A 12969-nucleotide genomic window follows, 5' to 3' on the forward strand; every position below is an offset into this window, starting at 1 on the left:
CTTGTAGGAGCGAGCTTGCTCGCGATCCGCGCAGCGGCCATCCAAACCCCGCCGCCCGGCTTGCGACAGCTAACGATCAGCTATCGGGATTGACGTACACCCGGTGGCCGCCTTTCCAGGTTTCACAGACCTTGATGTCCCTGATGTGGGTGGCCGGCACTTTCTCGTCGAGGGGATCCTGCTCGAGAATCACCAGGTCCGCGAAAAAACCGTCCTGCAGGGACCCGGTCCAGCCCTCGGCGTGGCACTGCCAGGCCGCGTCATAGGTGATGGCTTTCAAGGCCTGCTTGCGCGTCAGGCACTCGGCTTCATTGAGGATCGGTTGCAGCCTTGGGTCGTGGACGAACCGCCCCTGGGCATCGCGAATGCCTTCCATCTTGCGGGTCACCGCCTGTTCCATGGAGCGCAGCGGCCCCAACGGCGTTACCGAACAGTCGCTGTGCAGGGTCACCCTCAGGTTGTGGTCCAGGGCCGACTGGCACAGGTCGAGCATCTGTTCGGCCTTGCCTTCGAAGATCGCCTGTTTGAAGGCGTAGCCCCAGTAGCCGACATGACCGATCAGGAAGCTTGGCGACAGGCCCAGGCGCTGCAGGGTCTGCAGGGTGCCCGCGGTCAGCAGCGAGCAGTGCTCGATGCGGTGGCGTTTTTCCAGGGCGCTGCCACCCTGCAAGGCCGCCTCGTAGGCTTGCAGGGTGAACTCGATGGCCCGGTCGCCGTTGGCGTGGATCATCAGCGGCCAGCCGGTTTCGACGGCATTGCGCACCACGGTCTTGTAGGCATCGGGTGTGGTGACCGGCGTATGGTCCTGGTCGCAGAAATTGAAGTTGCCCACCGGCCGCGTCGCCTCGCAGCAGTAGCGCGTGGCCTGGTAGCCCGTCAGCCCCTGGTTGGAGCCGTCCGACACCAGCTTGACCGAGCCCTGGTAGAAGCGCTTGGCCTGTTCCCGGCTGACCGGCTGGTAGCGCGGCAGCTTGCCGATGGCCTCGGGCGTGCCATCGCAGGCGGCGGCGTAACCGATCCGCAGCTTGCGGGGGCGGGTCAGGAAGTAGGCGCCCAGTACCAGCTTCGACTGGGGGTCCATCATCGCGTCGTAGAGCAGGGTGATCCCGCGGCGCGACGCCTTGTCGAAGTAGTCTTCCAGGTGCTTGAAGATATTGAGTATTTCCAGCTGCTGCCTGAGGGGAATGCTCTTGATGGCGGCCAGCACCTGGGCTTCCTGCAGGACACCGTTGTCGGCCCTGACGCCAGTTTTCTCGAACACCGCATCGCTGGCCGCGGTGTTCAGGTAGGCGGTGTGCATGGACGCGCTGATCAGCAGCATCGGGTGCTGCTTGTCGATGGTGTCCAGGTTGCCGATGTCGTCGCCGGGGCCACAGTGGAAGGTGATGAGTCTGTTCAGGCCATGGGGTACGACCTGGAACGGCATCAGCGCCGGATCGACCTGATGGCCGAGGATCCAGGTCGAGTTGTCCTTGGGCAGGTTGGCCTGGATGGTGCTTTTCAGCCAGAGCCAGTCATAGGTGGGCCGTAGCCGCTGGTTCTTGTGCTCATCGGGGTTGTCGGTATCGATGGCCCCCAGGTTCAGCCAGCCTTCCATGGCGCAGCTCTGCACGATATGGGCGTGGGGTTCGATCAGGCCGGGCAACAGGGTCTTGCCGTTCAACGACTGCTTTTTGTAGGTGATGCCCAGGGCGTTCATGCGGGCTTCGACGGCGGTCAGGGTGCCGGATGCGACCACGTCGCCGGCGTGGATGCCCAGGGCCTCGACCCGTTCGTCCATGTTGCCGTCGCGCAAGGGGTAGATGGTGCCGTTGGTAAAGATGATGGACTCGCCGGCCGGTTCCCTGGCCAGCTCATTGGCGTCCTGTGGCTGGCTGGCGGTATGGCTGGCCGGGTCGAGTGTGTCCTTCAGAGCGTTCCAGATGGGGTTGTGGCATCCGCATTGGACCCCGTCGTGATCATATCCATTTGATCCCATGATGCTTCCCTCGGGTTTTCGGTGGTGATGAGGTGTGGGTTGAAGGTGGGTGAGCCAGGCCCGCAGGGCAGCTGTCGAGCCGGCTCGGGCTGAGCGTAGCAGCCGTTCGGGGCGCGGGCCGGGCAGCGGGTCGGCGACGCTAAACCAGTCGTCGGGAGACGTCGGACAGACCCCGGCGCCGCCGTTGAGGAGCGCTTGCACTATGGGCTATCGCGGGTTGTCAGAGCTTGATCAGCACCGATTTCAGCTCGGTGTAATGCTCGATCGCCGCGTAACCCATTTCCCGGCCCACGCCGGACATCTTGTAGCCACCGAACGGCAGCGCCGGGTCGAGGGCGCTGTGGCAGTTGACCCAGACCGAGCCGGACTGGATCCGCGGGATCATCCGATGCACCGCCGCCAGGTCGTTGGACCAGATGCTCGCGCCCAGGCCGTAGGGGCTGTTGTTGGCCAGGCGCAGGGCATCGGCTTCGTCGTCGAAGGGAATCGCCACCAGCACCGGGCCGAAGATCTCTTCCTGCACCAGCGAATGCTGCTGGTCGACGTCGACTATCACCGTCGGTTTGACGAAATAACCGGGGCCGAACCGCTCGCCGCCGCAGGCGAGGGTGGCGCCGCTGTCCCGGCCCATCTCGATATAGCGCCAGACTCGCTCCTGCTGCCGGGCGGAGATCAGCGGGCCCATGTCGACGCTGGTGTCCAGGCCGCTGCCGAGTTTCATGGCGTTGGCGATGCCGGCGATATCGGCCACCACATTGTCGAAGTGCTTGCGCTGCACATACAGCCTGGAGCCGGCGCAGCAGACCTGGCCCTGGTTGAAGAAGATCGCGCTGGCGGCTCCGGCCGCGGCGCTGCCCAGGTCGGCATCGGCCATGACAATGGTCGGCGACTTGCCGCCCAGCTCCAGGGTGACCCGGGTCATGTTGTCCATGGCGATCTTGCCGATTTCCTTGCCCACCGCGGTGGAGCCGGTGAAGGTCAGCTTGTCCACCCGCGGGTTGTGGGTCAGGGCCGAGCCCGCGGTGATGCCGGTGCCGGTGACCACGTTGAACACGCCGTCGGGGTAGCCGGCTTCCTGCACCAGCTCGGCGAGTTTCAGCGCGGTCAGCGGGGTTTCGTCGGCCGGCTTGAGCACCACGGTGCAGCCGGTGGCCAGGGCCGGGCCGAGCTTCCAGCAGGCCAGCAGCAGCGGGAAGTTCCAGGCGACGATGGCGCCGACCACGCCCACCGCCTCGCGGCGGATGAAACTGTGGAACTGCTGGTCAGGCATCAGCGGCACGGAAACCTCGACGCTGCTGCCTTCGATCTTGGTCGCCCAGCCGGCCATGTAGCGCAAAAAGTCGATGGCCAGTTGCACGTCCATGGCCTGGGCCACCGCGGCGCTCTTGCCGTTGTTCAGGCATTCCAGTTGCGCCAGCAGCTCGGCGTCGCGCTGCATCAGGTCGGCGAGCTTCCACAGCAGGTTCTGCCGTTCCCGCGGCCGGGTGCGGCTCCAGGGCGAATCGTCGAAGGCCTGGCGCGCGGCCAGCACCGCGCGGTCGACATCGCCCACCGTGGCCCGCGGCACCACGCACAGTTGTTCGCCGGTGGCCGGGTTGTGCAGCGGCATGGTCTGGCCGTCGGCGGCCTCGACCCATTCGGCACCGATCAGCATGCGCGGGGCGCGCTGGATAAAGGCGGTGGTGGCGGGGAGCAGGGTTGCAATAGCCATGACAGAACCTCTTGTTATGCGTGAGGCGAGGGCTTTCGCAACCGCTGTGCCAGTTTTGACTGGCGCTTAACTCTATGATTCTAATGGTGTTTATTTACGCTGATGGAAGGGCGGCGGATACAGGCTGTCGCAAATTGCGAATGCCTTGAGACACCCCGGCCTGAACTTATGGGGGCCTGCTTCGTCGTAAAGGGGCCTGTCATGAAGGTGCACTGAACAAGGAGCTGTACATTGAAGATTGCAACGATTCTGGGAACCACCTTGCTGCTGGCGCCATTGTTCGCCCAGGCCGCGACGACCCCGGCCGAGCCGGAACTGCCGGCGTACCAGAGCAGCCTGGCCAGCTACCGCTGCGAGGGTGGGGTAGAGGTGCAGGCGGCGTACCTGAACATCGATAACGGCGCCTCGTTCGCCACCCTGTATTACAAGGGCCAGCTGATACCGATGCATATCGCCCGCGCCGCCTCTGGCGCGCTGTATGTCGCCGACGACGAGCAGAACAGCTACCGCTGGCACACCCAGGGCGACAGCGGCCTGTTGAGCTTCCTGGAAGCCGACCACACCGCCAAGGAACAGCAACTGCTCAAGGACTGCCAGGAGCAGAAGACCGAGGAGCAGTAACGCCTGGCCCCCATCCGCCTGTAGGAGCCAGCTTGCTGGCGAGAGGTCGGCACGGACCCTCTGGTTTTCGTGTCGAACGCCAGTCCGTCATCGCGAACAATCGAACGTCGACCGGCTGCTCCTACAGAGGGGGGGCGGCCATTATCTGCGGTTGAACTGCCGTCGAACGGCCAGTGTCTAGTCAAGACAAGCCTGCCGTGGAGATGTGCCCGTGAACATATTCGAAGCCCTGCGTGAGAGCCATGAACGCCAGCGCGGCTATGCTGCCGAACTGATGCGCACCTCGGGGGACAGCCCCGAACGCAGCGCGGCCTACGCCCAGCTCAAGGCCGAAGTACAGGCCCACGAGACGGCGGAGGAACGCTTCTTCTACCTGCCGTTGATGGAGCACGACAACGGCGTCGACCTGAGCCGGCACGCGATTGCCGAGCACCACGCAATGGACGAGCTGATGGAGGCATTGGACGACACCGAGATGTCCAGCCCGGCCTGGCTGGCCACGGCGAAGAAGCTGGTGGACAAGGTGCATCACCACCTGGAGGAAGAAGAACAGAAGTTCTTCCAGATGGCCGGCAAGATCCTCGACGACAAGCAGAAGGACCAGTTGGCCAACGGTTATGTGAAGGAATACCGGCAACAGCTGGCGGCCGACTGAGACGGCCCTTGAAGAATAAAAAAGCCCGCGCGTTGGCGTAATGCCGATCAGTTAAGGCCTTTTGTAAGCGCGAGCTTGTCTCCGGGCGGCGTTCCGACGAAGAGCTCCAGCACACCGCGTTAAACCGGGCAATACGCGTTATCGTTGACGTTTTTCGCGAGCAAGCTCGCTCCTACAGGGTTTGCGCATTACTTGTAGGAGCGAGCTTGCTCGCGATAAACCCGTACACACACATCGAACCTAGCGGTTGAAACGCTCCACCAGCGAGTACTGGGTGGTGGCGGTCTGGGTCAGTTCCTTGCTCAGTTCGGCCGAGTGATGGGCCTGCTCCGAGGTCTGGTCGGCCAGTTGCGCGATGGTGCTGATATTGCGGCTGATTTCCTCGGCGACCGCGCTCTGCTCCTCGGTGGCCGCGGCGATCTGGGTGGTCATCTCGGTGATGTTGGCCACCGCCTCGCTGATGCCCAGCAGCGCCTGGTCCGCCTCCAGTACCCGGGCCACGCCTTCCTCGGCCTGGCGCTGGCCGCTTTCCATGCTCTGCACGGCGTTTTGCGAGGAGCTCTGCAACTGGGTGATCAGCTCATGGATCTGCTGGGTGGATTGCGCGGTGCGCTGGGCCAGCTGGCGCACCTCGTCGGCCACAACCGCGAAACCGCGGCCCATGTCGCCGGCGCGGGCCGCTTCGATGGCCGCGTTGAGCGCCAGCAGGTTGGTCTGGTCGGCGATGCTTTTGATCACATCGACCACGGTGCCGATCTCGTCGCTGTCCCTGGCCAGTTGCGCCACGTTCTGCCCGGTTTCGCCGACCACCTGCGACAGGCGTTCGATGGCTTCGCGGGTATCGCGGGCCACTTCGCGCCCACGCCCGGTCAACTGGTTGGCGGCCTGGGTGGCGTCGGCGGTGCGCTGCACATGGCTGGCCACTTCCTGGGTGGTGGCGGCCATCTGGTTGACCGCGGCGGACACCTGCTCGGTTTCCACCCGCTGGCGGTCCAGGCCACGGGAGCTGTCGCTGGCCAGGGTATCGGAGCGGCTGGCCAGGGCATTGAGCTGTTCGGCGCTGTCCTGCAGGCGGGTGAGGCAGGTTTTCAGCCGCGCGTCCTGGCTGACGAAGGCGGTTTCCAGGCATGCCTGGGGGCCGTGGGCGTCGCTGTACATCTGCGCGATCAACGGGTCGCAGGTGGACGAGTCGGCCAGTTGCAGCAGGCGCCGGGCGGCATTGCCCTGGCGCTGCATCGCCAGCAGCGCCAGGGGCACGGAAATCCCGGCGGCCACCGCCAGCGCCAAAGGCGGCGCCAGCCAGAGGCCGCTCAGGCCACCGGCCAGGCCCGTGGCCAGGAACGGCGCCCAGCCCAGCAGGGCCGGTTGCCAGCGATGCCGACGGGGGATGGCCGGCTGCTGGCGGTTGAGACGCTGGTAGAGGTCTTGCGCGCGGCGGATCTGTTCGGCGCTGGGTTTGACCCGGACCGATTCGTAGCCGACGATCCGGCTGCCCTCGAAAATCGGCGTGACGTAGGCGTTGACCCAGTAATGGTCGCCGTTTTTCGAGCGGTTCTTGACGATGCCCATCCACGGCTGGCCCTGTTTCAGCGCCGCCCACATATGGGCAAATACCGCGGGGGGGACATCGGGGTGACGGACGATGTTCTGTGGAGCGCCGATCAGGTCGTCGCGGTCGAAACCGCTGATGTCGACGAAGGCATCGTTGCAGTAGCTGATGACGCCATGGGCATCGGTGGTGGAGATGAGTTTCTGGTTTGACCCTAAAGCCACTTCACGCTGTGTAACGGGCTGATTGTTTCTCATTTCCAGATTGCTCCCTGTGTCCTACAAAATCCATCGGCACGAGTCAGAACAATCTTAGCTAAATGTTAGAAAATTCCTTGCATAACAATTAGTTGCATTCCCATTCGCGAGGAGTTCTGAATACTCCCGAGCGGATGGCACAGGTCGTTGAATCTGTTGGGGAAAGTCTGGCGCTGGAGCAGGCCCGGGTTGGCCGGCGCGAGCCGCTGACAACGCTTATCGGGCAAGAAACCGCTTCAGTTGCCGTGGGCGCCAAGGGCGTATTGCAGGACCTGCAGGGCGTGGGTCAGCCGGGCCTTGCGTTTGTCGATGATGCGCGGGTCGCCATAACGCTGCGCGGCCTCGAGTTCCATCTGGCGCAATATCACCTGGTACTCGGCCTGGCGCAGGGGCGGGTTGTGCTCGAAGTGCAGGCCGTCGCAATAGTCGCTGAGCGGTTCCAGCGCCCGTTGCAAACCGGCCAGTTGGCGCTGCTCAGGGTCGGCCAGGAGTTTTTCCAGGCTGCTCTTGATGGTCTCGCCCCGGATCAGGCAACTGCTGGTGGCTTCCGGCGGGGCCGGTTCGGGGTCTTCCTGGGCGTGGCCCGTGCTGGCTGCAAGGCCAACCAGGGCCAGCAGGGAGAGGGCGGTGAGGGCGTTCATGAAGGTCCTTGATACGACAGGCGTGCGGGGCGCTATCTTCAAGAGCCAACGCGCGTCGGACCATCAGATACAACTGAAAAAGCCTTGGGATATTTCTGTGTTTTCCGGTCGGACCGGGCAGTGCCCGTCTCAGCGAGGGCCAAGCATCCGCTCGATCACCGCCCACAATCGCGGGTCGTTGAAATCCTCGACCACCAGATGCGCGCCAGCGGCCAGCAACGCCTCGGGGCTTTGGCTGGTGGCCAGGCCGACGGTGAAGACCCCGGCCCCGACCGCGGCGGTCAGGCCGGGGATCGAGTCCTCGAAGGCTATCCCGGCCTCGGCGCTGGCACCCAGGCATTCCAGGCCGGTGAGGTAGGGCAGCGGGTCGGGCTTGGCCCGCGGCAATTCCTCGGCCACCAGCACGCTGTCGAAGCGATCGCCCAGCCCCAGCACGTCGAGCATGTGCTCGGCATTGGCCCGTGGGGCATTGGTCACCACGCAGACGCCGATGCCGCGTTCCCGGGCGAAATCCAGCAGGCGCAACAGGCCCGGCATCGGCGTCAGTCGTGGCGACAGCTGGCGAAAGCGCACTTCCTTGCGATCAGCAAAGGCCTCGTGCTCGGCCACCGAGCGCTGCGGGAACAGGTAGCGGCACATATTGGCATTGGCCTGGCCGCTGACATGGGCCGCGAACTCTTGATGGGTGAACACCCGGCCTTCTTCTTCCAGCAACAACTGCTGCAACGCCAGCAGGTGCAGTTGGTCGGTGTCGGTCAGGGTGCCGTCGAGATCGAAAAGCAGGGCATTGAGCATGGCGCGATTCCTGTCAGGGCCGGTGGCTGAAGCGGTTAAGCCAGGCATCGTAGCAGCTGCCGAGGGGAGCGCTACAGCCCTTGTCTGGGTGTTTGCAGTGACAGCAGAGGCGGGAGGAGGGCGGAGTTTCGCTGGGGCCGGTCGGCGCAAGGTGCTCAAGGCTGGAAAGTTTTCCAGCCCAGGCAGATAAAAGAAGGGAGGTCTATTTAGACGAGGAAATTATTGAATTGCCAGACATCTGTCGGGTCGTTGATGGCAAAGGTGCCTGGGTCATTCTTCACCGGGTTCCAATCGGAGAAGAAACCTTGCAACCCACCCAAATAAGGGGCCGCATAGCCAAGTACTTCTTGGTAGTCCATTTCCTCAGCTTCTACCATTCCCGCATTCGGGTGGTTCAGGGCCCATAGATAACCCGATAGAACACCCGCCGCGACTTGCAGGGTGGTCGCGGTATTCAACGGCGCCAACTCCCTTGCCTGCTCGATGGAGAGCGTCGAGCCATACCAGTAGCAACTTTTCTGGTGCCCCATCAGCAGCACACCAAGATGGTCCGAGCCGCCGGAGATATCTTCGGACTTCAATACGCGCTTGAGTAAAGGGTCTTTGCGGCTTTTACCCAGCCATTCCATGAGTGAAAGAATCGCATGGTCACAGGGCCTGTAGGCGTAGTTGACGGTGGGGCGATAGGCTTCGTCGGCGAAAGTGCCGCTCAGGAACTCTGCTATGGAAATCGCTTCGTTATGGGTAACCAGGAAGCCCAGGGTTTCCTGATCGTAGGGAGTCCATGTTTTCAACTGCACCGTCGCCCCGGGTCGGCCTATATAAATGGCGGCCTTGCTCCCGGATTCATGTTCGAAGCCCTGCTCGGGAAGTGTCCTTTCGTGGGAACCCCACCCCAACTCCGCGGGTTGTTGCGCTTCGCTGATAAAGCCGTTTACCGACCAGGTGTTGACAAACTCTCCCCGGGCCTTGGGTTCGACGGCGACCTGGGAATCGTATTCGGCGATATGAATAACTTTCACCCCCAGTTCCTTGCTGGTGCGGGCCCAGTCTTCCTTGCACTGGGGCGGTGTGAAACCTGGGGTGAGGTCATTGGCCAGATTCACCAGGGCCTGTTTCACGAAGTGGGAGACCAGCCCGGGATTGGCGCCATGCGCGACGACCGCCGTCGGCCCGCCGCCCAGGCGCTTTTTCAGTTTGAGCATGCGCTCACGCAGGTGGTAGTTGGTGCGCTGGGCCATGGGCTGCCCGGGGTCGCTGTAGCCGCCTGGCCAAGGCTCAATGCAGGTGTCCAGGTACAGGGCGCCGGCCTCGTGGCAGACCTCGATGAGGTCGAGGCTCGAGACGTCGGTTGAAAGATTGATGAGAAAGCTGTCCCGCTCGACAAGAGGGGTGAGCATGTCCCTGAGGTTGTTCGGGTCGAGGTGGGCCTGAATGAAGTTCAGGTTGTACTTGCTCTGGAAGAAGTCCTGGCGCTGCGGGCGTAACGGATCGATGGCGACCAGCTCGATACTATCCAGATCGTGAGTTTTACTCAGTAGTGCAACGAACGATTCTGCTATAGAGCCAAAGCCGACAAAGATTATTTTTCTGGGCGCAATAAGGGCATTCATTCGCAGGCTTCCTTGCCGATGCTGTGTTTATTTTTTAATAGACAGGAGGTGTCGGGGTATTGTCAACAACGAATCTGTACGAACAGGGATAATTAAACGTTAGAACTTTAATCGTGAATATCGAGTTCGAAAACTCACGGAATGGTTAATTAGTTTTTTGCAATTAATGGAGCTGCCGCTGAATCGTGGGAATTGTCGAGATGTAGTTAAAATGTAATTTGCTTTCTGTGTCCGGGAAAAATTCTTGACAGGGGAAACATATTGATCTTTTATGGGGTCCTGAACTTTCCAGGTGGATTTAAAGTTCGGCGATGCAACGGATGCATTGTTATTGTCTGGTGCCGCAGCGCACCGTACTCATAAGGATATGTGTATGTTCTTGACCCTCTTTGTCCGCGCTATTTATTACCTTCCCGAATCTGCTCTCATAACGAGTCCATAAGCCTGTCATTGGCTTTTTGCCCGATCCTGCCTGACGCCCGGCATCTTCTCCTGGTGGATGTTGTGTAGCGTTGCTCGATCGTTGGCAGGACTCGTCAATTATCACTGTTGTTTTCAGTGCGTCATGTCTTGGCGTTTGAAATTTAATATTCCATTAAAACTTATTGGGGTGTCACTGTGTCGGAACGAATTAAAGTAGTTATTTCCGGGGCTGATCGTTTGGCTCAACGCTATATCTCTAAGTTGAATCCCTCGCAGTATGAGGTGGTGTTGATTGGCGAGTCGTTTCCCGATCAGGCACGGGTTATTTCCGCTATCAGCGACGCCCACATCTATATGCACGCCGGTGAAGAGATCCTCACCGAAGAGGTCCTGCAACAGGCTGGAAAGTTGCAGCTGGTGGCCTGCCTGGCTTCGGGTGCCGAGCACCTGGTCGATATCGAGGCGGCTGACCGCCTGGGTATCGCGGTGACCAACACCCCGGGCTTGAAAGTGATGTACGAAGCCATGGGCGAGTTCCTGGTGGGGCTGGTCATTGCCTTGCGCCGCAAGCTGATCTACTTCCACACCGAGCAGAAAAATGGCCGCCTGCACGAAACGGACACCCCGCTGCTCAAGGATGCGGTGATCGGCATCATCGGCATGGGCAAGGTCGGCTCGCGGGTGGCGAGGATGATGCACGATGCCTTCAACTCCAGGATCGTCTACACCGCCAACTCGCAAAAGCCCGAGGTAGAGCGCGATACCCAGGCGCAACGACTGTCGCTGGATGCGCTGCTGGAAACCAGCGACGTGGTGATCCTGGCGTGCCCGTACAACGACTCGACCCTGGGCTTCATCGGGGAGCATGAGTTGTCCCTGATGAAACCCAGCGCGATCCTGATCAATACCTCGGAGTCGTCCCTGGTCGATGGCCAGGCGGTCTACAAGGCCCTTGTCGAGGAGAAGATCGCCGGTGCGGCGTTCGACGACAAGAACTGGGATGCCCCGCCGCTGATCAAGGATGGCAAGACCATCAATATGCCGATCGAGATGCTCGACCTGCCGGATGATCGTTTCATCTGTACGCCTTATGTCGGCGCCATGACTTCGGCGGTGTGGGACGAGATGGCGAGTGTGGCCGTGGGGTCGATCCTGCACTTCATGGAGCAGGGCACCGACAAGAATCTTTACAACCGCAACCTGGACGCGACCCGCCACGCTCGGCGCATGGGTTTCGGTTCGCCGCTTGTCGCAGCACTGGAAGGCTGAGCCAGGATGAACGACGTTACCACGCAAACACGTCTGCGACAGGCGCTGCAGGGGTATGAGGCGGTCGAGCTGCTTTTCCCCGGGGAACCCGCTTACGAGGAAGGGCGCCAGGTCTATAACCGGATTCACGACCTGCATCCCTTGCTCATCGTGCGTACCCAGAATCGCGCGGCCATTGGCGCGGTGCTTGAGCTGGTGGCCGATAACGGGCTGGAACTCGCCATCCGCGGCGGTGGGCATCACATTGCCGGTTTCGGTTCGACCGAAGGCGGCGTGCTACTCGATTTCTCTGGCTTCAACGGCGTCCGGATCGATGTGCTTCAGGGCATTGCCCATGTGCAGCCGGGGGTTCGCTTGCGAGATATAGACGCGGCCCTGTGTCCTCAGGGGTATGTGGTGCCGACCGGGACGGTCAGCGATACCGGGATTGCCGGGCTGACGCTGGGGGGCGGGATCGGCTGGTTCGTCGGCACCCTGGGGTTTACCTGCGACAACCTGGTCGGCGCCGATGTGATGCTCGCCAGCGGCGAGGTCGTCAGGGCCGAGGACCCGCAGCACCAGGACCTGCTCTGGGCCCTGCGTGGCGGTGGCGGCAATTTTGGCGTGGTGCTGGAGTTTCGTTATCGGTTGTCGAAGCTGCCCAAGGTCTACTGCGGCTCGATCTCGGTGGCTGCCCAGGATGTTCCGCGGGTGCTGATGCAACTGGGCAACTACATGGAGCAGGATTGCCCGGCGAACCTGGTGTTGGCGCCGGTCTTCAGCCCGAGCGCGGATAGCGGGCGCTGCGTGTTATCGATCGATTTCTGCCTCAGCGACTATCAGGACCTCGGCGCCATCCGGGCATTGGAAGAGGCGCTGGATCTTGCAGGCAGCCACCAGTACGTCACGGATGACTTCAGGGCCTGGCAGGCCTGGTTCGACGACAGGTTCCAGCCTCCGATGCGCGGGTACTGGAAGTCGATCTGCCTGGACGATTTTACCAGCGGCACTATGGATGCCTTGCTGACCGCGGCGTCCAGCATGCCGGGCAAGCGCTGCAGTATCACCATCGAGCATTTGAACAAAACACGACGTTCGGCAGCGCCTGGCGACTCGGCCTTTCCGCTCCAGGCGAGAGGCTACGGCATTCTGTTTTCCGCCCGCTGGAGCGAAGCCGGGGACGACCAGGCCTTTATCCACTGGGTCAAGGCGGCCGCGCTGGAAACCGCGGGTAACGATGGCGCCGCTGCGTATTCCAACTACTCGTTTGCCGAGAGCACCTCGCGTGCGGTCTTGCTCGGCAGCGATAACGAGCGGCTGCTCGAGGTCAAGAAGCGCTACGACGCGGGCAATCTGTTCCGGCGCAACCACAATATCCGCGCGAGCCAAGAAGGTGCCTCCTCACTCAGTTGATTGAGGGAGGAGGGAAGCAGGACCGATACATGGGGGAGAATGCCCGGTGGCTTGGGCGCCAACTA

10 protein-coding genes are annotated in these 12969 nt (G+C 62.0%); 4 read left to right on the top strand and 6 right to left on the bottom strand.

The features are described from left to right. Positions 1-76 precede the first annotated feature (76 nt). Both BM019_RS28870 and BM019_RS28875 read right to left on the bottom strand, forming a co-directional pair. Positions 77-1978: an amidohydrolase gene (locus tag BM019_RS28870; protein ID WP_092422259.1), complete on the bottom strand. Its 1902-nt coding sequence runs from the start codon at positions 1976-1978 to the stop codon at positions 77-79. 220 nt (positions 1979-2198) lie between these two features. Then, entirely contained in the window at positions 2199-3689 is a 1491-nt protein-coding gene (locus BM019_RS28875; RefSeq protein ID WP_092422262.1) for an aldehyde dehydrogenase family protein, read from the bottom strand. A 231-nt stretch (positions 3690-3920) separates the two neighbouring features. On the opposite strand from BM019_RS28875, the gene BM019_RS28880 reads away from it, so the two are divergent. Beyond that, complete coding sequence (locus BM019_RS28880) at positions 3921-4310, top strand: MliC family protein (RefSeq protein WP_007921876.1); 390 nt, start codon at positions 3921-3923, stop codon at positions 4308-4310. Positions 4311-4521: 211 nt separating this feature from the next. Then, entirely contained in the window at positions 4522-4965 is a 444-nt protein-coding gene (locus tag BM019_RS28885; protein ID WP_009044849.1) for a hemerythrin domain-containing protein, read from the top strand. A gap of 240 nt (positions 4966-5205) precedes the next feature. On the opposite strand, the gene BM019_RS28890 is transcribed toward BM019_RS28885, so the two are convergent. The 4 genes from BM019_RS28890 to BM019_RS28905 form a co-directional block, all read right to left on the bottom strand. Next, positions 5206-6771 carry a methyl-accepting chemotaxis protein gene (locus tag BM019_RS28890; RefSeq protein WP_092422265.1) on the bottom strand — a complete coding sequence of 522 codons (1566 nt, stop codon included), beginning with the start codon at positions 6769-6771 and terminating at the stop codon, positions 5206-5208. 236 nt (positions 6772-7007) lie between these two features. Next, positions 7008-7412: a DUF1090 family protein gene (locus BM019_RS28895; RefSeq protein WP_009044847.1), complete on the bottom strand. Its 405-nt coding sequence runs from the start codon at positions 7410-7412 to the stop codon at positions 7008-7010. Positions 7413-7541: 129 nt separating this feature from the next. Then, positions 7542-8207 carry an HAD family hydrolase gene (locus tag BM019_RS28900; protein WP_009044846.1) on the bottom strand — a complete coding sequence of 222 codons (666 nt, stop codon included), beginning with the start codon at positions 8205-8207 and terminating at the stop codon, positions 7542-7544. A gap of 206 nt (positions 8208-8413) precedes the next feature. Then, on the bottom strand, positions 8414-9820 hold the full coding sequence (locus tag BM019_RS28905; protein ID WP_092422269.1) for a saccharopine dehydrogenase NADP-binding domain-containing protein: 1407 nt from the start codon (positions 9818-9820) through the stop codon (positions 8414-8416). A gap of 618 nt (positions 9821-10438) precedes the next feature. Here BM019_RS28905 and BM019_RS28910 point away from each other — a divergent pair. Continuing rightward, on the top strand, positions 10439-11512 hold the full coding sequence (locus BM019_RS28910) for a 2-hydroxyacid dehydrogenase (protein WP_092422272.1): 1074 nt from the start codon (positions 10439-10441) through the stop codon (positions 11510-11512). 6 nt (positions 11513-11518) lie between these two features. Next, positions 11519-12904 (top strand): FAD-binding oxidoreductase, encoded by a 1386-nt coding sequence (locus BM019_RS28915; RefSeq protein WP_092422275.1) that lies wholly within the window; start codon positions 11519-11521, stop codon positions 12902-12904. Positions 12905-12969: the final 65 nt, after the last annotated feature.

It is taken from the genome of Pseudomonas sp. NFPP07 (assembly GCF_900115645.1).
GTDB lineage: Bacteria > Pseudomonadota > Gammaproteobacteria > Pseudomonadales > Pseudomonadaceae > Aquipseudomonas > Aquipseudomonas chlororaphis.

Excerpts from the sequence above, each read along its gene's own strand:
- BM019_RS28870 (WP_092422259.1), bottom strand. The coding sequence starts at position 1,978 with ATGGGATCAAATGGATATGATCACGACGGGGTCCAATGCGGATGCCAC.
- BM019_RS28875 (WP_092422262.1), bottom strand. The coding sequence starts at position 3,689 with ATGGCTATTGCAACCCTGCTCCCCGCCACCACCGCCTTTATCCAGCGC.
- BM019_RS28890 (WP_092422265.1), bottom strand. The coding sequence starts at position 6,771 with ATGAGAAACAATCAGCCCGTTACACAGCGTGAAGTGGCTTTAGGGTCA.
- BM019_RS28895 (WP_009044847.1), bottom strand. The coding sequence starts at position 7,412 with ATGAACGCCCTCACCGCCCTCTCCCTGCTGGCCCTGGTTGGCCTTGCA.
- BM019_RS28900 (WP_009044846.1), bottom strand. The coding sequence starts at position 8,207 with ATGCTCAATGCCCTGCTTTTCGATCTCGACGGCACCCTGACCGACACC.
- BM019_RS28905 (WP_092422269.1), bottom strand. The coding sequence starts at position 9,820 with ATGAATGCCCTTATTGCGCCCAGAAAAATAATCTTTGTCGGCTTTGGC.
- BM019_RS28915 (WP_092422275.1), top strand. The coding sequence starts at position 11,519 with ATGAACGACGTTACCACGCAAACACGTCTGCGACAGGCGCTGCAGGGG.